Below are 23,017 nucleotides of genomic sequence, written 5' to 3' on the forward strand. Positions count from 1 at the left end.
TCCGGACGCGATGAGACGGGCGCGCGGCATCAGCGGGCGAGCGTCCGCAGCGTCGGGGTCTGTTTGCCGGTGAGCGTCACCGTGATGCTTTCGCCGGGCAGCAGGTCGAAGCCGTTGTCGGACGCCTGTCCGGGGGTGTCGCCCATGTCGATCATCACCGCGCGCGCGAGATTGGTGGCGGTGATCGTCGCGGTGTCGCCCGAGCGGCGCAGCGTCAGGCGGGGGTTCGGATAGGCCATGTCCCTGGGGACGAGACGCTCGACGATGGTGCGGCTGACGGTGCGGCCGTCGATGAGCAGTTCGGCGACGGCGTAGCTCTGCGCCGGCGCGGCGGTGCCGAACAGATCGGCGTCGGGCAGCGTCGCGACCGTCGCCGCGGAGAGCGGGGCGAGCGTCGCGGCCTCCTCGCGGGTCGACAGCGTCGCGCCGGTCATGTCGCGGACGGTGAGCCGCCACCGGGCCGGCAGCGGCGTGGTCGCATCGGAGAGCAGCACGACGCGGGTCGCGCCGTCCTTGTGCTCGGCGACGATCGCCTGCGGGGCGAAGAAGCGCTTCGCTTCATATTGCAGCAGCTTCCATTGGCCGAGATGGTCGATGCTCGCCCAGCTCACCGAGGGCCAGACGTCGTTGAGCTGCCAGAACAGCGAGCCCATCGTCACCGGGCGGCAGGCGCGGTGATGGCGCGCGGCGAGGCCGATCGCCTGTGCCTGGTCGACCTGCGTCAGATAGACGAAATCGGCGAAGTCCTTCGCCGGGCGCAGCCGTTGATCGAGGTAGAATTGAAGGCGGGCATTGCCCTCGCCGGAAAGGAACTTCTGGTGCGCCTTCATCACCGCGCTGTCGGCGGCGAGCGGCTCAGGTCCGGCGAAATCGCGGATCGTCGCCATCGTCGGCATCGACTGGAAACCGTATTCGGACATGAAGCGCGGGCAATGATCGAGATATTGCTCGACCGGCTTGGAGCCGGACCAGACGTCCCAGAAATGGCGGTCGCCATTGGCGTCGGTGTCGACCGGGCCTTCATAGTCGGTCGACGGCGAACCGGGCATGTAGGGCGTGCCGGGGCTGTTGCGGGTGACCGCGTCGCGCAGCACGCGATCGAACAGCACCGCCATGCCGGCGCCGATCCGCTCCTGCTCGTCGGGGCCGACCGCGGTCTTGAACGCCTTGCGATCGGACCAATTCTCCCAGCCCGACAGGACTTCGTTGTTGCCGGTCCAGATGACGATCGAGGGGTGGTCGCCGAGGCGCGCGACTTGTTCATCGGCCTCGATGCGGACGTTCTCGCGGAACGCCGCGTCGGGGGGCGTGACCGAGCCGCCGAACATGAAATCCTGCCAGACCATCAGGCCCATGCGGTCGGCCATCTCGTAGAAGGCGTCGTCGAGATAATAGCCGCCGCCCCAGATGCGGATCATGTTCATATGCGCATCGCGCGCGCCGGTGAGCAGCGACTGCATCTCGGCGTGGTCGACGCGGGCGGGGAAGCTGTCGAACGGGATGAGGTTGGCGCCCTTGGCGAACACGGGCGTGCCGTTGACGATGAAGCCGAACGCGCCGTTCCGGCGATCGAGCGCGACGGTGCGCAGGCCGATGCGGCGCTGGCTGCGATCGGATTCGACGCCGTCGACGATCAGGCTGGTGGCGACGGTGTAGAGCGGCTGCGCGCCATAGCCGACCGGCTGCCAGCGCTGCGGTGTGGCGACGGTGAGCGGGATGGCGACGGCGTTGCTGCCGGGCGCGACCGCCACCGGGCGGTCGATCGTTTGCGTGGTGCCGTCGGGCGCGGTGAGAAGAGTGCGCAGCGTCACCGTCCGGGCGCGGTCGGCGACGATCGTCGCGCGCGCGGTGAGCCGCGCCTCGGCGTCGTTGAGCGCGTCCTGCTCGACGCGCAGCGTGTCGAGCCGCGCCTCGTCCCATGCCTCAAGCCGGGCGGGGCGCCACAGGCCGATGGTGACGATGCGCGGACCCCAGTCCCAGCCATATTGGTATTTCGGCTTGCGGATATAGGGCGAGGTCTGGCGGTCGCCGGGATCGTCCTTGAACGCCGAGACATATTCGCCCGGAAGCGGATGCTGTTCGGCGAGGACGAGCGGCGCGAGCTGCTTGATCGGCGAGGCGATGGTGACGAGGATCTCGTTGGCACCGGCCTTGAGCAGCGACTTGGCGTCGGCGCGCCAGCGGCGGTGGGCATTGTCGGCGGAGAGCAGGACCCGGCCGTTGACGCGGACGGTGGCGAAGGTGTCGAGCCCGTCGAACACGAGGTCGAGGTGGTCGCGCGCCAACATCGCCGGGGTGACCGACAGGCGGGTGCGAAACTGCCAGTCGGACAGGCCGACCCATTGGATCGCGGCTTCGTTGGTGCCCTTGAACGGATCGGGGACGCGCTTGGCGGCGATGAGGTCCTGCTGGACGCTGCCGGGGACGCGCGCGGGGAGCCAGCGAGTCTCCTTGGGGTGCGCCTTGGCGGCGGCGGCGTCGGCGGGATCGAGGCGAACCTGCCAGTCGCGATCCAGCGGCACCGCGTCGCGGGGGGCGGCATAGGCGGGGGTCAGCGCGAGCAGCGCCAGCGTGAGCAGGGCGGGGCGGAGGGGCTTCACTGATTGGGCTCCGTCAGTTGCACGCGCTCGACCGCATAGAGCGGGTCGGACAGCGGCGAGGTGAATTGCAGGCAGAGGTCGGGATCGCCGCTGCGCCGGGCGACGGGCGCGGTGGCGCGGAAGCGGTTGGGCGCGGTCGCGGGGTCAGGCAGCGGGAAGGTCGCGACCACCGGTGGGCGCGGGCCGTCCTTGACCTGGCAGCCGGCGGTGACGACCAGTTCGCCATGAGGGGTGACGTTATAATGCCCGCGCAGCTGGCCGACGTCGTGCGCGAGGCCGAACGGGCGCGGCAGGCGGGCGATGTCGAGCGTGATGCCGCTCGCCACGTCGAGCGGCGCGGCGGGGTAGACGGAGCAGGTGTCGAACAGGTCGATGTTGAACGCGGGCGCGTCGGCGGTGGCGTCGGCGGTCAGCGGCACGCGCAGCGCGAGCGCGCCGGTCGGGCAGGCGATCAGGTCGCTGTTGCCGCGGGCGAGCAGCGCGCCGCGGCCGGTCGCGAAGGCGCGCGGGGTGGCGAGCGGGATGCCGCTGCTATCGAACGCGGCGGCGCGGATCGTCGCGCCGGGAGCCAGCGTCAGCGGCGCGGCATAGGCGCGCGAGCGCGGGGTCGGGTCCTTGCCGTCGAGCGTGTAGCGGATCGTGCCGAGCGGCGCCTGCGTCGCCAGCGCCACCGTCACCCGGCCGGCACGCAGCGCGTCGCCGCGGCGGCCCTGGATCGCGTAACCGACCGCGAAGGCGCTGTCCGCCACCGCCAGCCCCGACCGGCGCCAGCGCGCGAGCTGCGGCTGGACGCGCGACACGAAGCCGGGGAAGTCGCGTGCGGATTTGGCGGACCAGGTGATCTCGGCGAGTGCGGCGGCGCGCGGGAAGATCGCATGCTGCACCTGCGACGCGGTGATGAGGTATTCGCTGAACGCATTGCCCTGCGCGCCGAGGACGTGGCCCGCCTTGTCGGGGGCGATGCCCGCGGGCATCGGATCGTAGCGATAGAGGTCGGCGAGCGTCTGGACGGCGAGGCGGCCGGGCGGTTCGTCGTCGCGGCGGCTTTGCGAATTGTCGAGGTAGAGCGTCGGGCCGGGCGACAGCACGACGTCGTGGCCGCGCGTCGCCGCCTCGACCGCGCCCTTGTCGCCGCGCCACGACATCACCGAGGCCGACGGCGGCAGCTCGCCCTCGAGGATCTCGTCCCAGCCGATCAGGCGGCGGTCGTGTTTGGCGAGATAGGCGCCGAGCTGGTCGATCAGCCAGCTTTGCATCTGCATCTCGGTCTTCAGGCCGAGCGAAGCCATCTGCGCCTGCACCTGCGGCGAGCGTTCCCATTGGTCCTTGACCGCCTCGTCGCCGCCGAGGTGGATGTACGGGCCGGGGAAGACGGCGAGCAGTTCGTCGAGGATGTCCTCGACGAAGCGCACCGTCTCGGGCCGCGGGTTGAGCAGATAGGGGTTCACGCCCCAATCGTGGCCGACCGCGGGGCGATCGCCGAGCACGCCATGCTCTGGATAGGCGGCGACCAGCGCCTGGGCGTGGCCGGGCAGGTCGATCTCGGGGACGATGACGATGCCGCGCTCGGCGGCGTAGGCGACGAGGCCGCGCAATTCGTCCTGCGTATAGAAGCCGCCGACGCGCGGGCCGGGTGCGCCGCCTGCCGACGGCGGGGTACGCCATGCGCCGACGTCGGTGAGCCGCGGGTAGCGCTTGACCTCGAACCGCCAGCCCTGATCGTCGGTGAGGTGGAGATGGAGCGTGTTGAGCTTCACCGACGCCATCTGGTCGACGATGCCGCGGAGGAAGCCGATCGGCTGGAAGTGGCGCGCAGCGTCGATCATCAGCCCGCGCCATGCGAAGCGCGGCGCGTCGGCGATGGCGAGCGCGGGCACCGCGACCGGCCGGCCGTAGTCGCGATCGGGGCTGAGCAATTGCGCCAGCGTCATCGCGCCGTGGACGAGGCCACGGTCGCCCGAGGCGGCGATGCGGATGCCGCGGGCGTCGACGTCGAGCCGATAGGCCTCGTCGCCGGCGATCGTCGCATCGCGGACGAAGCGGATTGGTGCGTCGCCGTCGATCGGGGCGAGGGTGAGGCCGCGTTCGACGCGGACGTGCGCGGCGAGCAGCCGGGCGGCGGCCTGCGCGCCCGCGTCGCCGGCGGGAACCGCGAGCCGGGCGCCGTCGGCGACGGTGAAGCTGCCGCTGCCGCGCGTCACGGTCTGTGGCATCGGCACGAGCGGCAAGGGGGCAGGAGCGGTCCGGGCAGGCGAGATCTGGGCGGTCGCGGCGGACGACAGCAGCGCCAGAACGCCGCCGACGATGGTCGCGAAACTGACATGCTCCCTCATGACAACCCCTTGGTCCTGTTTTGGTATTTGATGGTATCTTGCAGGACCGATCCCGCGGCGTCCATGCCTGACGCGCAAAAAAAGACCCCGGCGATCGCAATGCGATGCCGGGGCTGAAGGCCGGAGCATCCCCAAGGGGGGGGATGCTCTGCGGGGAAAGGGGCCGGCAAACCGGACCAGGTCCGCGCCGGCATTATCGGCCGAACGTTACATTCTGAAGGACAGAGCCGCGGCGAAGGTGCGGCCGTTCTTGTAGAAAGCGGTCGGGCGATCGGGGGTGGCGTTATACTGGCGGTAGGTCTCGTCGAGCAGGTTCTGCGCGTTGACGCTCAGCACGATGCCCTTGGTGAGGTTGAGCGAGGCCGAGGCATCGAGCTGGCTGTACGGCGCGACCATCTCGCGCGAACCGAGGCGGCCGATCGTGCGGAAATAGCTCGACCGGTAATTGTAGCTGACGCGCGCCTGGAACGGTCCCTTTTCGAAATAGGGGATCACGTTGACGGTGTGCTTCGACAGATAGGGCAGGTTGAGCGTCGTGCCGGTGACGTCGGTGTTGGAGGTGGTGCTTTCCTGATAGGAATAGTTCGCCTGCAAGCCGAAGCCGCCCCAGATGTCGGTCTGCGCCGACGCCAGGGCGCCGTTGACCTTGGCCTTGCCGCCGTTGATCGGCTGGTTGATGTTATAGGTCGCCAGCGCATTGGTCAGCGAGTTGAAGAACAGCGCATTGGTGCGCGTGTTGAAGATGTAGTTGGAGATTTCGCGACGGAACAGCTCGACGGCGAGCAGCGTGCCGGCGCGCGGGTAATATTCGGCGGTCAGTTCGTAATTGGTCGATTCGTACGGTTTCAGGTTGGGATTGCCGCCGCCGCCGTCGAGCGTGACGTTGTTGAGCGAGGTCGCCGCCGCCAGATCCTCGTAGCGCGGCCGGGCGATCACCCGCGCGACCGCACCGCGGACGATCACCTTGGGCGTGATCGAATAGGCGATGTTGAGGCTGGGCAGGAACTTCAGATAGTCGGTGGCGGTACGGGTCGGCACCGGTGCCGGATTGACCGTGTCGCTCAACGTCGTCGCGTAATTGGAGACGTCGCGCGTGTAGACGAGGCGGCCGCCGATATTGCCGCGCACGCCGCCCTGATCGAAATTGGCCTGCGCATAGGAGGCCATCACCGTCTCGCGCACCTTGGTCGAGGCGGCGACCTTGGTGACCAGCGGGCTATTGATCGCATTGGCAAGGATGTCGATCACCGCCTGCTGCGGCAGGTTCAGATATTTGGTGGCATTGCCCATGCCGCCGCTGCCGTCGAACGTGCCGTCGGGGGTGGACAGTGCGGTGACGCCGAGCTGGGTGACGTTGAGCGACTGTTGCAGATAGGTGTTCACGCCACGCGCGTTGATGCGGTTGACGTGATCGGTGACGCGGCTGCCGAGCAGGATTTCGGTGAACGGGCCGAAGCCGACCGGGATGGTCGCGTCATAGCCGCCGAAGATGTCGCGATCGGTGGTGACGCTATAGTCGAGCCCGCCGATCTGCGCGGCGACGAGCTGCGCACCGCTGGCGGTGGTGACCGGGCGGCTTTCGATCTGCGCGGGATTGTTGTTCGGGTTGGTGAAGTAATTGGCGGGGTTGGTGGGATCGCCGACGTAATTCACCGTCGCGCTGTCGCTGGTGAAGGCATAGCTGTAGGGCAGCTTGGTCTGCACGTTGAACAGATATTCGGGATTGCGCCCGCCGGTCGCCTTCGACCAGCCGCCCGAGAAGTTCACCTTGGCACCGCCGTCGCCTTCCCAATCGGCGAACAGGTTGAGATTGTCGGTCTTCAGGCTGGTGCGGCGGACGAGCGTGTCGAGCTGCGACGCCTGTTGCCTGGCCGCACCGAAGCTCGCGGCGGTGACGACGCCGTTGCTGATCGTCGCCGATTGCAGCACGTCGCCGGTCCACGCGCCGGGGATCGTGTACATCGACTGGCTGTAATTGTTGTAATTGCCGTCGATATGCGTGCCGTTGAGCGTGAAGGTCAGCTCGCTGGTCGGGCGGAACTGCATCGTGCCGGACACGCTCTTGCGCTGCCGCTGCTGCTGGAAATAGGCATAGTTGATGCCGAAGGGCGACGCCGCCTTGTAGAGATCGGCGATGGTGCCGCCGTTGATCGTCGCGCCGGGGCTCTTGAGGCTGAGCGTGCCGTCGCTGGCACGGTTGACGAACGGGCTGCTGTAGGTGCCGTCGGCGTTGGGCGCGTTATTGTCATAGCCGAAGAATTCGACGCCGGCGCGGGTCAGGTTCTGCTTGTCGTAAGTCGCGGCGACGAGGACGCCGAAGGTCTCGTCGGCGTTGCGCCAGCTGTACAGGCCCGAGGCGCGGAGGTTGCCCTTGTCGGAACGGTCGTTGTACGAATAGCCGCCCGAGGCGAAGATCGAATTGGCGGGCAGGTCGAGCGGCCGGCGGGTGCGGACGATGACGGTGCCGCCGAGGCTGCCTTCCTCGATCCGCGGTTCGGGCGACTTGTAGACTTCGAGCCGGTCGACCAGTTCGGGGGCGAGCAGCGAATAGTTGAAGGTGCGGCTCGACGGATCGTTGTCGTTGCCGCCCCAGTCCGCCGAGGCGAGCGCATGGCCGTCGAGCAGCATGCGGTTGAGCGCCGGATCGGTGCCGAGGATCGCGACCTTCTCGCCCTCGCCGAAGCGGCGGTCGATGCTGACGCCGGGAATGTGCGAGAGCGATTCGGCGACGTTGCGGTCGGGGAATTTGCCGACGTCTTCCGAGGTGATGACGTCGACCACGGCATTGGCGTTGCGCTTGACGTTGATCGCCTCGCGCAGGCTGCCGCGATAACCGGTGACGACGATCTCGTCGCCCGCCTTGTCGCCGTCGGCGGCGGCGGGCTGCGCCTGCTCGCTGCTGCCCGGCGGGGTCGTGGTCGGCGTGGTCTGCGCCTGCGCCGCCGCAGCGGACAAGGTAAGCGCGGTGGTCGCCAGAATCGCGTGGCGGAGGTGCATAAGGTTCAGTCCCCTTCGCGGAACACGCCCGGCCGCGTGCCCCCCTATCCCAAGCTGCCGCGGATGCCGGCGACAGGCGTGGCGAGCGTGCCATTTCGGCATCGTGTCTCGCTTTGTGCGGAGTAAGGTATAACCAATGTAAACCAATCCGCGCAGTAGATTATGTCAAATTTGTTTCCAAAACGCGCCGAACCGTGCGCGATGCGGCCGGACCGGCCCCGGCTCGGCGGCCCCGGAGTGACAAGATCGTGCGTTGGATCAATGGCTTGCGGGCCGTCATGGCGCATGGGCAAGCGGGGTTGGCGGGCCGGCGCGGGGGCGGGCCGACACTCGGTTCGTCGCAGCTTCGGCGGCGGTCGCGGGTTGCGCGCGACACCGAAACGGGTTTTGCACAGGCCCTTGGTTGCTCCTGGGCGTTGTCGGAGGAATGAACATGGTGCCGTCTGACAGTCGCGGATCGCGTCCGCGAATCGCTTTGGAGATATGCGTCGAATCGGCGGAGGGCGCGGCGGCGGCGATCGCCGGCGGCTGCGACCGGATCGAATTGTGCGCGGCGCTGGCGCTCGGCGGGCTGACGCCGTCGGCGGGGCTGGTCGCGGCGGTGCTCGACGTGGCGCGGCCGGCGGGCGTGCCGGTGCGGGCGATGGTGCGGCCGCGGCCGGGCGGCTTCGACTATGATGCGGCAGCGCTGGCGCTGGCGCGGCGCGAGGCGGCGGCATTGCTCGCGGCGGGGGTGCAGGGGCTGGTATTCGGTGCGACGCGCAGCGGGCGGCTCGACCGGCAGGCGCTGGCGAACTGGCGTGCGGACCTGCCGGGGGCGCCAGCGGGGCTGACGCTGCATCGCGCGATCGACGTGGTCGACGACCCCGTCGCCGCGGTGGAGGAGGCGGTGGCGCTCGGCTTCGATCATATCCTGACCTCTGGCGGGGCGGCGTCGGCGCCGGCGGGGGCGGCGACGATCGCGCGGATGGTCGCGCGCGCCGGCGGGCGGCTGGTGGTGATGGCGGGGGCGGGGGTCGCCCCCGGCAACGTCGCCGGCCTCATCGCGGCGACCGGAGTCGCGGCGGTGCATGGCTCGGCGAGCGAGCCGGCAGCGGTGGAGGACGCGCGGCTCGACTTCGGCCCGCTGCCGCGCATGACGAGCCGTCGGCTGGTCGCAGAGCTGCGCCAGGTGATTGACGACAAGTCCAATCTAAGACAATTGTAGGGCAAGGCGCCACTGGCGCCGCTCTGCGAGCCGTGGCACCCGTTGACGCCACAAGCAGCAGGACAGGGAGTGAGGGATGAGTTTCGTGAGCCGGGTGGGGCGGTTTCGTACCGACAATCCCTCACCGCTCTATCTGCAGCTGCAACAGCTCATCCGCGACGCGATCGGCGGCGAGGTGATCGTGCGCGGCGACGCCATTCCCGCCGAGCGCGATCTCGCGGTGGAATATGGGGTGTCGCGGATCACCGTGCGCAAGGCGATCGAGGGGTTGGTCGAGGAGGGGCTGCTGACCCGCCGGCGCGGCGCGGGGACGTTCGTCGCCGGGCGCGTCGAAAAGAATTTCAGCAAGCTGTCGTCGTTCACCGAAGACATGATCGCGCGCGGGCTGGTGCCGAGCAGCAGCTGGGTGTCGCGCAGCGTCGGCACGGTCAGCCCCGAGGAATCGATGGCGCTGGCGCTGTCGCCGAGCGCGCCGGTCTATCGCTTCCAGCGGCTGCGCTTCGCCGACGAGGTGCCGATGGCGCTGGAGGTGTCGACGATCGCCGGTTTCTGCCTGCCGTCGATCGACGCGGTCGACGCCTCGCTCTACGCGGCGCTGACCGAGGCGGGGCATCGGCCGGTGCGCGCGCTGCAACGGCTGCGCGCGGTGCCGTTCGGCACCGATCATGCGCGGATGCTCGGCGTCGACCCGGGCTCGCCCGGGCTGCTGATCGAGCGGCGCGGTTTCCTGCGCGACGGCCGTGCCGTCGAATTCACCCGATCCTATTACCGCGGCGACAGCTACGATTTCGTGGCCGAGCTCGCCGATAGCTGACACACGCCCGGGGGCCCTGATCCAAGTGACGACCGATACGATGACGGGCACGCTGATGCGCGCCGAGACGCTGGAGGCGGGAGCGACCGTCGCACGGCTGGTGGCGCGCAACGCCGAGGCGCTGCGCGCGCTCGGCGAGCGGCTGCGCGCGACGCCGCCCGACGTGGTGGTGACCTGCGCGCGCGGATCGTCGGACCATGCGGCGATGTACGGCAAATATCTGATCGAGACGCTGATCGGCGTGCCCGTTGCCTCGGCGGCGCCGTCGGTGGTGTCGCTGTTCGATGCGCCGGTGACGACGCGGCGGGCGCTGTGCATCGCGATCTCGCAATCGGGGCGCAGCCCGGACCTGCTCGCGACGGTGGAGGCCTATGCCAAGGCCGGCGCCGAAGTGGTCGCGCTGGTCAACGACGAGACGTCGCCGCTCGCCGAGATGGCGGATACGCTGCTCGCGCTGAGCGCCGGGCCGGAGCGGTCGGTGGCGGCGACCAAGTCGTGCATCGCGGCGATGGCGGGGCTGGCGGCGCTGGTCGCGGCCTGGTCGGGCGACGATGCGCTGACCGCGGCGGTGGTGGCGCTGCCCGACCAGCTCGAACGCGCGGTGGCGCTCGACTGGAGCGCGGGCGTCGAGCCGCTCGCCGAGGCGAAGCAGATGTTCGTGATCGGCCGCGGCTATGGCTTCGGCGTCGCACAGGAATGCGCGCTGAAGCTCAAGGAGACCTGCCAGGTGCAGGCCGAGCCGTTCAGCGCGGCGGAGGTGCGGCATGGGCCGATGGCGATCGTCGGCGAGGGGTTCCCGGTGCTGGCGCTGGCGACCTCCGACGCGGCGGGCGACGACGTGATGGCGGTGGCGGAGACCTTCGCCGGCCGCGGCGCGACGATCCTGTCGGCGCATGTCGGCGACGCGCGCGCCAATCTGCCCGCGCTCGACGCGCACCCGGCGGTGCAGCCGATCCTGATGCTGGCGAGCTTCTACGGCCTCGCCGAGGCATTGTCGCGGCGGCGCGGGCTCGATCCCGATACGCCGCCGCATCTCGCCAAGGTGACGCGCACGCTATGAGCGACGTCCATCGGTTCACCAACGGTCACGTCGTCGTGGCCGATACGGTGTGGCGCGGCGCGGAGATCGTCGTGTCGGGCGAGCGGATCGCCGCGATCCGGCCGCTGGACGATGCGGCCGGCGACGCGGTCGACCTCGACGGCGGCTGGCTGATGCCCGGCTTCATCGACACGCAGGTCAACGGCGGCGGCGGCGTGCTGTTCAACGACGAGACGAACGTCGCCGGCGTCCGCGCGATCGCCGAGGCGCATGCGCGCTACGGCACCACCGCGCTGCTGCCGACGCTGATCAGCGACACGCCCGACCGGATCGCGCTGGCGCTGGATGCGGTGGACGAGGCGATCGCGGCGGGCGTGCCCGGCGTGGTCGGCGTGCATATCGAGGGGCCGTGGCTCAACGTCGCGCGCAAGGGCATCCACGATCCGACGCGGTTCCGCCTGCTCGATGCCGAGATGATCGCGCTGCTCACCCGGCCGCGGCGCGGCAAGGTGATGGTGACGCTGGCGCCCGAGCTGGCGCATATCGACGACATCGCCGCGCTGGCCGCGGCGGGCGTGCTGGTCAGCGCCGGCCATACCGAGGTCGGCTATGACGGCGCGGTGGCGGCGTTCGACGCGGGGCTGAGCGGCATCACCCATTTGTTCAACGCGATGCCGGCGATGGTGCAGCGGACGCCGGGTCTGGTCGGCGCGGCGCTGGACGATCCGCGGCCATGGTGCGGGCTGATCGTCGACGGCGTCCATGTCGCCCCGGCGGTGCTGCGCATCGCGTTGCGCGCGCGCGGCATCGAGCGGATGATGCTGGTCACCGACGCGATGTCGTCGGTCGGCGCCGAGGTGAAGGACTTCATGCTGCAAGGCCGGCAGATCCGGGTGCGTGACGGCATCTGCTCCTATGAGGATGGCACGCTGGCGGGTTCGGACCTCGACATGGCGGCGGCGGTGGCCAATGCGATGGGGATGCTCGGGCTGGAGCCGGCGGTGGCGGCGCGGCTCGCGGCGGGCAATCCGGCGGCGTTCCTCGGACTGGCGGCGGAGCGGGGCACGCTCGCCGCCGGCCTGCGCGCCGACTGGGTGCGACTGACCGCGGCGATGGCGCCGGTCGCGACGACCATCGGGGGACGACAGGCATGACGATCGACCGGCGGCAGCTTCTCGGGTCCGCCGGTGCCGGTCTGACGCTGTCGCTGCCGGGCGCCGCATCGGCGGCGCCGGCCAGCCGCTACGGCGCGTTGCCGATGCCTGCCCCGGTCGACGGCCTGTTGCCGCTGCTGCCGGTCGGCGACCCCTCGCGGATCGGCTTCGATCAGGGCTGGCTGTTCCACGAGGGCGACATCGCCGTGCCGTCGGCGGCGACGCACAACGAAACCTATCTGCGCGCCAAGGCGGGCAACGCCACCGGCGCGGCGGCGATGGATTACGACGACAGCGAATGGCCGGTGGTGACGCTGCCGCACGATTGGGCGTCGTTCCAGCCGTTCGTCGAGACCGCGAACGTCGCGCAGGGCTATCGCCCGCGCGGCATCGGCTGGTACCGGCGCAGCTTCGGGCTCGACCCCGCCAGCCGCGGCCGCTATCTCGAACTCCAGTTCGACGGCATCGCGACCAACGCGACGATCTGGGTCAACGGCAGCGTCGTCGCGCACAATTGGTCGGGCTATAACAGCGTCTATATCGACATCACGCCGTTCGCGCGCTTCGGCGACGAGACCAACGTCGTCGCGATCCGCGTCGATGCCGATGCGATGGAGGGCTGGTGGTACGAGGGCGCCGGCCTGTACCGCCATGCATGGCTGGCGACGCGCGCACCGGTGTCGATCGTCACCGACGGCGTCCATTGCGACCCGCGGCGCGGCACGGACGGCGGCTGGACGATACCGGTCGCGGTGACGATCCGCTCGACCGAGGCGTCGCCGGTGACGGTGCGGGCGGTCGCCACGCTGATCGATCCCGACGGTCGCACGATCGCGACCATCGCCCTGCCGCCGGTGACGGTCGCGCCGCTGGACGAGGCGGTGACGCAGGCGGTGATGCCGGCCCCTGCGCCGCGCCTCTGGTCGGTCGAGACGCCGACGCTCTACACCGTCGCGGTGACGCTGGAGCGCGACGGCGCCGCCGTCGATCGCCGGCGCGTGCCGATCGGTTTCCGCACGATCCGCTTCGATGCCGACAAGGGACTGTTCGTCAACGACATGCCCGTCAAGCTGAAGGGCGTGTGCATCCACCACGACCATGCCGGCGTCGGCGTGGCCTTGCCCGACGCGCTGCTCGCATGGCGGCTCGAACGGCTGAAGGAGCTCGGCTGCAACGCGATCCGCTGTTCGCACAATGCGCCGCCGGTCGCCTTCCTCGACCTGTGCGACCGGATGGGGTTCCTCGTCATGGACGAGAACCGCAACTTCAATCCCTCGCCCGATTATATGGCGCAGCTCGAATGGCTGGTGCGGCGCGACCGCAACCACCCCAGCGTCATCCTGTGGTCGGTGTTCAACGAGGAGCCGATGCAGGGCACCGCGGCCGGCGTGCAGATGGTGCGGCGGATGGCGGCGGCGGTGAAAAGGCTGGACGACAGCCGGCCGGTGACCGCGGCGATGAACGGGTCGTTCTTCAATCCCGAAAACGTCTCGACCGTGGTCGATGTCGTCGGCTTCAATTATTATCCGGGCGATTACGACCGGTTCCACGCGCTCAACCCGACCAAGCCGATGACCAGTTCGGAGGATACCAGCGCGTTCGAGACGCGCGGCGCCTATGAGACGATCCCGGCCAAGCACATCCGGTCGTCGATGGACGACGATGCCGCCGGCTGGGGCGAGACGCATCGCAAGGGCTGGGCGGAGATCGCCAAGCGGCGCTTCGTCGCGGGCGGTTTCGTATGGACCGGCTTCGACTATCATGGCGAGCCGACGCCGCACGTCTGGCCGACGATCGCCAGCTTCTTCGGCATCCTCGACCTCTGCGGCTTCCGCAAGACGGCGTATGACATCCATCGCGCCGGCTGGATCGACGACACGCCCGTCGTCGGCCTCGCGCCGCACTGGACGTGGCCGGGCCGCGAGGGGCAGCCGGTGCCGGTGCTGGTGCTGTCCAACGCCGAGCGGATCGTGCTGAAACTCAACGGCCGCGTCGTCGGCGAGGCGGCGGTCGACCGGCTGATGGGCAACAGCTTCACCGTGCCTTATGCGCCGGGCACGCTGGAGGTGGTCGCAATGTCCGGCGGGCGCGAGGTGGCGCGCGCCGGCCACGAGACCGCGGGCGCGCCGGTCGCGCTGCGGCTGACGCCGGCGCGGCGCGCGATGGCGGGCGACGGCGAGGACGTGCAGCCGGTGACGATCGATGCGATCGATGCGCGCGGGCGGCATGTGCCGACCGCCGATCTTTCGACCGCCTTCACCGTTGCGGGAGCGACGATCATCGGCGTCGGCAACGGCGATCCCAACAGCCACGAATCCGAGAAGGGCGACAGCCCGACCAGCGGCGCGCGGTCGCTGTTCAACGGGCTGGCGCAGGTGCTGGTGCGGGCGGATGCCGCGGCGCGCGGCAAGATCGTGCTGCGCGCGACCGCGCCGGGGCTGAAGCCGGCGCGCCTGACGATCGATCGCGTCGCGGTGGCGCCGCGGGCGCAGGTGCCGCCGGTGGCGGCGGTGCGGGAAATCGCCGACTGGCGACGCTCGCCGCTGCTCCCCGCTCGGCCCGATCCGGCGCTGGCGCCGGCGAGCGACGACAACAACAGCTGGGCCTTCGTGCGCAGCGGCACGCCGACGCCCGCCGAGCCGCAGGGTGGCTGGCAGGTCTATCGCGCACGCGTCACGCCGGTGCGTGCGGTGGCGGCACGGGGCGGGCGGATCGCCTTCGCCGGCGTCGCCGGGCGCGCGGAACTGTGGGTCGACGGGCGCAGGCTCGCCGCCAAGACCGACGCCGCGGTCGCGCCGATCGAGGCGGTGCTGCCGCCGGGCAGCGGCGAGCGTGCCGTCGTGCTGATCGTCCAGCCGGAGGCGGGGCGGCCGTCGGGTCTGGCCGGCGGAGTGACCGTCCGCGCCGCGTGACGCGCAAGGTCATGCACAATGGTATTCAACAGGTATTGTCAGCAGGTTAGCGTGCGATACACTGCGCGGGAGACCCGGCCAGAGGTGAGTGACGAATGACGGATGTGCAGTTGGTGGCGCCGCTCGCGGGATGGGTCCTGCCGCTGACTGCCGTTCCCGACCCGGTCTTCGCCGAAGGGATGATGGGGCCGGGGCTGGCGATCGATCCGACCGGCGATACGCTGCACGCGCCATGCGATGCGCAGGTGCTCACCGTCCACGCCGCGGGTCATGCGGTGACGCTGGACGTCGGCGGCGGCGTGTCGCTGCTGATCCATATTGGCATCGATACGGTGAAGCTGGGCGGGCAGGGGTTCACCCCGCTGGTCGCGGCGGGCGACCGGGTGCGCGCGGGCGATCCGCTGATCCGCTTCGACCTCGATGCGGTGGTGCAAGGCGCCGCCGCGGCGGTGACGCCGGTGATCCTCGTCGAGGGCGAAGCGACGATCGCGACGATCGCCGCTGAAGGCTTGATCGCGGTCGGCGCACCGCTGGCGCGGATCGTTGTAGGCGCTCAGGTGGCGGCGGATACCGGCGCGATCGATGGCGAGACGCTGCGCCGCGACGCCGTGGTGCTGCTGCCGCACGGGCTGCATGCGCGGCCGGCGGCGCGGATCGTCGCGGCGGTGCGCGACAGCGGCGCCGAGGTGACGCTGACCAGCGACGGCGAGACCGCGTCGGCGAGCAGCCCGATCGCGCTGTTGTCGCTGGGGCTGGCGCAGGGGCGCAACGTGACGATCGCGGCGCGCGGCGCACGGGCGGCGGCGGCGATCGACGCCATCGTGGCGCTGCTCACCGCCGAGGTCGATGCCGCGCCGGTACCCGCCCCCGCAGCGCGGCCGCCGGTCGTGCGCGAGGCGGAGGCGGGCGCGCTGTCCGGCGTGCCGGCGGCACCGGGGCTGGCGATGGGGCCGGCCTTCTGGCTGCGGCTCGAAATGCCCGAGCTGCCGACGATGGGCGAGGGCGTCGCGGTCGAGCAGGCGCGGCTGGCGGGCGGTATCGCCGCGGTGGCGGCGGCGCTCGACGCGGCGGCGGGCGGGCCGGGACAGATGGGCGGCGTGCTCGCCGCGCATCGCGCGATCCTCGACGATCCCGATCTGCGCGGTCGCGCCGAGGCGGGGATTGCCAACGGCATGGCGGCGGCGGCGGCGATGATGACCGCGGCCGAAGGGCAGGGCGCGCAGCTCCGCGCGACCGGCAACGCGCGCATTGCCGAGCGTGCCGACGATATCCGCGACGTCGCGCTGCGCGTCGTCCATGCGATCCTCGGTACCAAGGCGGCGGCGCTGACCGTGCCGGCGGGCGCGATCGTGTTCGCCGACGATCTGTTGCCGTCGCAACTGTCGGCGCTGGCCGCGGCGCGGGTCGCCGGCTTCGCCGTGGTCGGCGGCGGCCCGACCTCGCATGTCGCGATGCTCGCGGCGGGGATGGGCGTGCCGATGGTGGTGGCGCTGGGCGAGGCGGTGCGCGTCGTCGCCGATGAGACCTTCGTGATCCTCGATGCCGATGCCGGCGCGGTGATCGTCGATCCGCATCCCGATCGTCAGGCGCAGGCCCGCGCCGGAATCGCGACGCGCGCGGCGGCCGAGGCGGCGGCGCTGGCGGCGGGCGACCGGCCCGCGGCGACCGCGGACGGGCAGGCGATCCACGTCTACGCCAATCTCGGCTCGGTCGCCGATGCCGAGGCGGCGGCGGCGGCGGGCGCGGAGGGCTGCGGCCTGCTGCGCACCGAAATCCTGTTCCTCGACCGTTCGGTCGCCCCCGACGTCGCCGAACAGGCGGCGGATTATCGCGGCGTCGTCGCGGCTCTGCCCGGCCGGCCGGTAGTGATCCGGCTGCTCGACGTCGGCGGCGACAAGCCCGCGCCCTATCTGGCGATCCCGCATGAGGAGAATCCGGCGCTCGGCCTGCGCGGCATCCGCGTCTCGCTGGCGCGGCCCGAGGTGCTCGACACGCAATTGCGCGCGATTCTAGCCGTGCCCGAGGTCGAGCGCTGCCGGATCATGGTGCCGATGGTCGCGAGCATCGACGAACTGCTGGCGGTGCGCGAGGCGCTCGATCGGCTCCGCGGCGAGCTGGGCGTCGGCCCGGTGCAGCTCGGCGCGATGGTCGAGACGCCGGCGGCGGCGGCGACCGCCGACCTGATCGCCGCGCATGCCGATTTCCTGTCGATCGGCAGCAACGACCTCACCCAATATGTGCTGGCGATGGATCGCGGCAATCCCGCGGTCGCCGCGGGCATCGACGGACTGCACCCGGCGGTGCTGCGGCTGATCCGCATGACCTGCGAGGGTGCCGCGACGCGCAACGTGCCGGTCAGCGTGTGCGGCGGGCTCGCCGCCGATCCGCTCGCCGCGCCGATCCTCGTCGGGCTCGGCGTGCGCACGCTGTCGGTACCGCCGGCCCGCGTCCCCGCCACCAAGGCGCTCGTCGCCCGCCTGACGATGGCGGCGGTGCGCGACCATGCCGATGCCGCGCTCGTCGCGACGAATGCCGCCGGAGTGCGCGCGCTCGCCCGCCACTTCGCCGAGGAGATCAGCCGATGACCCGCCCCGCCTCCCGTTTCTCGGTGATGAGCTTCCTCCAGCCGCTCGGCCGCGCGCTGATGCTGCCGATCGCGGTGCTGCCGATCGCCGGGCTGCTGCTGCGGCTCGGCCAGCCCGACCTGCTCGACATCGCCTTCCTCAGCGCCGCCGGCGATGCGATGTTCTCCAACCTCGGCCTGCTGTTCGCGGTCGGCGTCGCCACCGGTTTCGCGCGCGATGGCAACGGCGCCGCGGCGATGGCGGGGATCGTCTGCTATCTCGTCTCGGTCAACGCCTCGCAAAGCTTCCTGGTGGTGCCCGCGGCGACGCTCGCCAACGTGCCCGAGGCATTGGTCGCCGGCGTCTCGGCGGCGTGGAAGACCGCGGCGGTCGACCGGCTGGAGGTGCCGATCGGCATCCTCTCCGGGCTCGTCGGCGGGCTGTTCTACAATCGCTTTGCGACGTTCAAGCTGCCCGATTACCTCGCCTTCTTCGGCGGGCGGCGGTTCGTGCCGATCATCGCCGGGATCGCCGGGCTGGTCATCGCGCTGGCGCTGGGGTTGAGCTACGCGCCGATCGACGCGGGCATGGACGCGCTCAGCCGCGGCGTCGTCGTCGCCGGCGGCTACGGTTATTTCGCGTTCGGTGTGCTCAACCGGCTGCTCCTCGTCACCGGCCTGCACCATATCCTCAACAACGTCGTCTATTTCGTCGTCGGCGATTACCACGGCAAGACCGGCGACCTGACCCGCTTCTTCGCCGGCGATCCGACCGCGGGCGGCTTCATGAGCGGCATGTTCCCGGTCATGATGTTCGGCCTGCCCGCCGCCTGTCTCGCGATGTACCACGCGACTGCGCCCGATCGGCGCAAAGAGGTCGGCGGCATGCTGTTCAGCCTCGCGCTGACCTCGTTCCTCACCGGCGTCACCGAGCCGATCGAGTTCAGCTTCATGTTCCTCGCGCCGGTGCTCTACGCGATCCACGCGCTGCTCACCGGCATCGCCGAGGCGATCATGAACGCACTCGGCGTAAAACTCGGCTACGGCTTTTCCGCCGGCCTGTTCGATTACATGCTCAACTACGGCAAAGCAACGCGCCCGCTGATGCTGCTGCCCGTCGGCGCGGCCTATGCGGCGATCTATTACGGCCTGTTCCGCTGGGCGATCGTGCGCTTCGACCTGCCGACGCCCGGTCGCGAGGCGCCCGAGGCGATACCGGCGGGGCCTGCGGTCGCCGCGGATGCCAAGGCGGCGGCGTTCGTCGCGGCGCTGGGCGGAGCGGCGAACCTGCGCGGCATCGATGCCTGCGCCACCCGGCTGCGGCTGGCGGTGGCGGACGCGCAGGCGATCGACGAGCCGCGGCTGCGCCAGCTCGGCGCGCGCGGCGTGCTGCGCCCGTCGCCGACCGCGGTGCAGGTGATCGTCGGCGGCATCGCCGACGGGCTCGCGATGGAGATGCGCGCGGCGCTCGACGCCGCCCCACCCGCCGCGGCGGCCCCGGCGGTGGCGCCACCCGTCGCTGCTGCGCCGGTCGATCTGTCCGACGCGCTGCTCGCCGCGCTCGGCGGCCGCGGCAATGTCGGCGCGGTGAGCCGCCACGGCGGGCGGCTGCGCGTCGTGGTCGGCGACCGGGTGCGCGTCGACGAGGCCGCGCTCGGCAGCGACGTGCGCGCCGTCGTCTGGCCCCGGCCCGACGTGGTGCATCTGCTGATGCCGGCCTGAGTCTGCGCGGCTCAGCCGATGATGCGATGCTGCCCCGGCGCCAGATCGGCGAGCGTCCATTCGCCGATCCGCCAGCGCACCAGCCGCAGCGTCGGATGCCCCACCGCCGCGGTCATCCGCCGCACCTGCCGGTTGCGGCCCTCGCGGATGGTCAGCGACAGCCAGCAATCGGGGATCTGCGCGCGGACGCGGATCGGCGGATCGCGCGGCCACAAGGCCGGATCGGCGATCTGCTCGACCTCAGCGGGGCGGGTCGGCCCGTCGTTGAGCATGACGCCGCCACGCAGTCGCGCCAGCGCGTCCTCGTCCGGTAGCCCCTCGACCTGCACCAGATAGGTCTTGGCGAGCTTGAACCGAGGATCGGCGATCCGCGCCTGCAACCGCCCGTCGTCGGTGAGCAGCAACAGCCCTTCGCTGTCGCGATCGAGCCGCCCCGCCGGATAAACGCCCGGCAGGTCTATATGATCGGACAGCGTCGCCCGCGTCGTCGGCGATCCGCGATCGGTGAACTGGCTGAGCACGCCGAACGGCTTGTTGAACAGCACGAGAGTCATGCGCGCGCGGTATCGACTGGACGCGCGCGTGTCGATGATCGCCGTTGCATTGCCCCGCCCGGCGGATTACGGCCTGTTGAGCCCATCGCTGCGGCCGACGCGGGTGTAGCTCAATGGTGGAGTAGAAGCTTCCCAAGCTATGGGAAATGGCAGATTTCGGCGGTTTTTGCTGAATGCGGCGATCCTGAATTCCACGACCTAGCGTCAGCGGTGTACCCCCCCCCACAAAGCGTTTTTCTTGTGTGCCGGAAAGCGGCTTTACCAAGCGCCATGCGGCAGCTCGGCCGATTGAATCACGATCCAATCGGCTGGAGCTTGCAAGTACGGCGGACTCGAAAAGATCGTTGCTGCATAGCCCGCTTGAACGTCCGCAACGGGGTCTGAACCGCTACCGACCTCAATGGCTGCCGATCCGAATGCGCCGATCGGACCCAGGGTCAGCCGGCGCCCGCTTGGAAGGTCGGCTCGCGCCGAGCGTAATCCGTCAGATGAGTACAATCGATGCGTAAATCGCCTGTTCGACGATGTTCCCGACTTTGAACACCGCCCGGCTGTCCGTATGATCCTGTGCGATGAATAGCTCAACGACCGCTCCCGCCGCCATTCCCCACGACGGCCGGCACTTCGCCGCATTCCTGTTCGACATGGACGGGACGCTGATCACCAGCATCGACTCCGCGAACCGGGCGTGGACGAGCTGGTCGCTGATGCGCGGCTTCGACCCGGCCCACGTCATCTCGATCATGCACGGCGTCCGGACGGTGGAGACGATGAAGGCGCTCGGCGTCGCTGATCCGGTGGCGGAGGCGGCCTGGATCACGCGAAGGGAAATCGAGGATACCGACGGCGTCGAGGCGATACCTGGCGTCTTCGCGTTCCTGGCCAATGTTCCGAAGGAGCGCTGGGCGATCGTCACCTCGGCCTCACGCGCACTTGCCGAGGCCCGTCTTCGTCGAGCGGGCATCGCCATTCCGCCGGTTCTGGTCACCTCGGAGGACGTGGAACGCGGCAAACCGGATCCTGCATGCTTCCTCCTCGGCGCGGAAAGGCTGGGGGTCGATGCTTCGGACTGTCTCGTGTTCGAAGACACGCTGGCCGGCCTTGGCGCTGCGGACGCCGCGGGCGCCGCCAGCCTCGCCATTACGTTCACCCATCACGATCCGATCGGCACCGTCCATCCGGCAATATACGACTATAAGGGCCTTACGGTCGCAGCGAAGGCCGAGGGGCTCCTGCTGACCAGAGCCATGCCAAGGTAGCGCCACTTCATGTCATGACGTGGAGCATCGCCGGAGCAACCTTATCCCGCCAATGGGATGTCCGGGCGCGGACCGGTTTTTCAACGCGGAAAGTCGCCACCGCATAAGCTCGACCGATGACCGACATCGAGCAACCAGCCCTCGCTCGCTGCAAGATTATTGAATTCTGTTCGGTCGATGTCCGAGCACCGGATCGAAAATCCGATACCGTGGAGCGGGGCTGGCGTGACCTGGCAGACCGCATTCCGCGAACGCGCAGACGCGGCCCGTCAGGCGCTAAACCAAGCCTAAATCAATAGCCCAGGTGCGAGAACGGGCCGCCGTATGAGCGTACAACACGATATGCCCGAGTCGGAGCCTCGTATCGGACATGCAGCCTTCGAGCCCGCCTCCCGCCCCCCCGTCGTAGGCGGGCTCCTTTTTGTAGCAGAGGTTGGCTAGGTGCTGATTGAACGACTGCGGTGCGGCTTCAGGCGGTACGCGAAGACGCCAGAGGTGCTTGCCTACAAGCTGCTCGTTCGCGGCCGGGTTTGTACGCTATCGTGCCAATCGTCAGCCGTTGGTCGCTTCACCGTTGCTAACGTTCGGTTTGTCGCCGAACAATCGCCGTTTCCATGAAGCGCAACGACCTTCCAGCTCGGCTTTCGGACCTCCCGCGTGACGAATGCATCCGGGCACTACATCAACGCGCGGCCGATGCTCGCGCAAGGTGGCAGGAGTTGCGCATCCAGCGACCATCATTTTGGGATCGACTGTTCGGCTGACATGCGGAAGGGCGTGGCGCCGGTCTGATCGAACTGTCGGCCGTCAATTGCGAGGTCTTCGAAGCCCTTCGAAGCTGGAAGAGAGCAAGGCCGATGTGTCTGAGAACCGGTGGTCGGCGTCATTCGGCGTCGCCGCTTACCGCTTGCATGATCGACTCGCCGAGGAGGCGGAACTCGCTTGTGCGTGGATGGCCTCCACGCCAGGCGAGCGCAATCTGTCGCTCTGCATGACGGCTTTGCGCCGGACGCGTTTCGACCCGCGTGCCACCGAGGATACCGGCGTCAATCGCCATTTGCGGTAGCAACGTGTAGCCGAGACCCGCATCGACCAGTTGAACCAGCGTGTGCAGCGTAGAGGCGACCAACAGGCTGTCGGCTTCGGCTGCCGTTCGATCGCACGCGGCGAGGGCATGCTCCTTGAGGCAGTGTCCGTCTTCAAGCAAAAGCAAACGGCTGTCGTCGGCATCACAGAGCGGCGATGCGAACGCATCCTGCCCTTTCGCCGTAACAAGGACCAAGGGGTCGACGGCGATGTCGATGCTTTCGATCTCGCCACATTCGATGGGCAGCGCGAGGAGCACGCAATCGATCTCGCCGCGCCCCATCGCTTCGCATGCGACGCCCGTCAGCATCTCACGCACATATAGCTGTAGCCGCGGCCAGTCGCGCGCGAGCGCCGGCAGGGTTCGGGAGAGCAGGAACGGGGCGATCGTGGGAATGACCGCGAACCGCAGCGATCCCACCAGCGGCTCGTGAGAGCGCTGCGTTACAAGGTGAAGATCCTCCGCAGCGCGCACCATCTGACGAGCGCGTGAGACGATTTCCTCGCCGATCGGCGTAAAGCGCACGTGGCGTTTGGAGCGCTCGACCAGGTTCGCCTCCAGCACCCGTTCGAGCTCGGCGATGCCCACCGAAAAGGCTGACTGCGAGACGAACAGGGCGGCAGCCGCACGCCCGAAATTGCCATGCTCGTGGAGCGCGAGGAGATACGACAACTGCCTGAGCGACGGGATCGGCTTCATCGACTCAGGTGATAGCAGAAATCGTTTCAATCCATTGGATAAATTTATCCGCCCTATTAGAATGCGGCGGATAGCAT

Annotated in this window: 13 protein-coding genes; 8 read left to right on the forward strand and 5 right to left on the reverse strand. The window is 69.6% G+C overall.

The window, feature by feature from the left end:
* Positions 1–29 precede the first annotated feature (29 nt).
* From SFC76_RS00755 to SFC76_RS00765, 3 genes are all read right to left on the reverse strand, one after another.
* Positions 30–2,600 (reverse strand): beta-mannosidase, encoded by a 2,571-nt coding sequence (locus SFC76_RS00755; RefSeq protein ID WP_322847589.1) that lies wholly within the window; start codon positions 2,598–2,600, stop codon positions 30–32.
* Entirely contained in the window at positions 2,597–4,933 is a 2,337-nt protein-coding gene (locus SFC76_RS00760; RefSeq protein WP_322847590.1) for a beta-N-acetylhexosaminidase, read from the reverse strand. Before SFC76_RS00760 ends, SFC76_RS00755 begins: the two co-directional genes overlap by 4 nt.
* 207 nt (positions 4,934–5,140) lie before the next feature.
* Positions 5,141–7,930, reverse strand: a complete 2,790-nt coding sequence (locus SFC76_RS00765; RefSeq protein ID WP_322847591.1) for a TonB-dependent receptor — start codon at positions 7,928–7,930, stop codon at positions 5,141–5,143.
* A 433-nt stretch (positions 7,931–8,363) separates the two neighbouring features.
* Between SFC76_RS00765 and SFC76_RS00770 the strand changes: the two genes are divergently transcribed.
* The 7 genes from SFC76_RS00770 (at position 8,364) to nagE (ending at position 19,341) form a co-directional block, all read left to right on the forward strand.
* A complete protein-coding gene (locus SFC76_RS00770; protein ID WP_322847592.1) occupies positions 8,364–9,137 on the forward strand; it encodes a copper homeostasis protein CutC in 774 nt (257 codons plus the stop codon).
* A gap of 76 nt (positions 9,138–9,213) precedes the next feature.
* Positions 9,214–9,951: a GntR family transcriptional regulator gene (locus SFC76_RS00775; protein WP_322847593.1), complete on the forward strand. Its 738-nt coding sequence runs from the start codon at positions 9,214–9,216 to the stop codon at positions 9,949–9,951.
* Between the two features lie 40 nt (positions 9,952–9,991).
* Complete coding sequence (locus tag SFC76_RS00780; RefSeq protein ID WP_322848046.1) at positions 9,992–11,011, forward strand: SIS domain-containing protein; 1,020 nt, start codon at positions 9,992–9,994, stop codon at positions 11,009–11,011.
* Positions 11,008–12,144 (forward strand): N-acetylglucosamine-6-phosphate deacetylase, encoded by a 1,137-nt coding sequence (nagA, locus tag SFC76_RS00785; RefSeq protein WP_322847594.1) that lies wholly within the window; start codon positions 11,008–11,010, stop codon positions 12,142–12,144. The genes SFC76_RS00780 and nagA overlap by 4 nt, the downstream gene beginning before the upstream one ends.
* Entirely contained in the window at positions 12,141–15,056 is a 2,916-nt protein-coding gene (galA, locus tag SFC76_RS00790) for a beta-galactosidase GalA (protein WP_322847595.1), read from the forward strand. The genes nagA and galA overlap by 4 nt, the downstream gene beginning before the upstream one ends.
* 95 nt (positions 15,057–15,151) lie before the next feature.
* The gene (ptsP, locus tag SFC76_RS00795; RefSeq protein ID WP_322847596.1) at positions 15,152–17,641 is read left to right on the forward strand and encodes a phosphoenolpyruvate--protein phosphotransferase; all 2,490 of its coding nucleotides are present in this window, start codon (positions 15,152–15,154) and stop codon (positions 17,639–17,641) included.
* A complete protein-coding gene (nagE, locus tag SFC76_RS00800) occupies positions 17,638–19,341 on the forward strand; it encodes an N-acetylglucosamine-specific PTS transporter subunit IIBC (RefSeq protein WP_322847597.1) in 1,704 nt (567 codons plus the stop codon). Before ptsP ends, nagE begins: the two co-directional genes overlap by 4 nt.
* Before the next feature lie 11 nt (positions 19,342–19,352).
* Here nagE and SFC76_RS00805 read toward each other — a convergent pair whose 3' ends face one another.
* Positions 19,353–19,895: a pseudouridine synthase gene (locus SFC76_RS00805; protein WP_322847598.1), complete on the reverse strand. Its 543-nt coding sequence runs from the start codon at positions 19,893–19,895 to the stop codon at positions 19,353–19,355.
* A gap of 572 nt (positions 19,896–20,467) precedes the next feature.
* Between SFC76_RS00805 and SFC76_RS00810 the strand changes: the two genes are divergently transcribed.
* Complete coding sequence (locus SFC76_RS00810) at positions 20,468–21,154, forward strand: HAD-IA family hydrolase (protein WP_322847599.1); 687 nt, start codon at positions 20,468–20,470, stop codon at positions 21,152–21,154.
* Between the two features lie 883 nt (positions 21,155–22,037).
* On the opposite strand, the gene SFC76_RS00815 is transcribed toward SFC76_RS00810, so the two are convergent.
* Positions 22,038–22,940, reverse strand: coding sequence for a hydrogen peroxide-inducible genes activator (locus SFC76_RS00815; RefSeq protein WP_322847600.1), 903 nt, complete (start codon positions 22,938–22,940; stop codon positions 22,038–22,040).
* Positions 22,941–23,017 lie beyond the last annotated feature (77 nt).

This window comes from Sphingomonas sp. CD22, from assembly GCF_034556155.1.
GTDB lineage: Bacteria > Pseudomonadota > Alphaproteobacteria > Sphingomonadales > Sphingomonadaceae > Sphingomonas.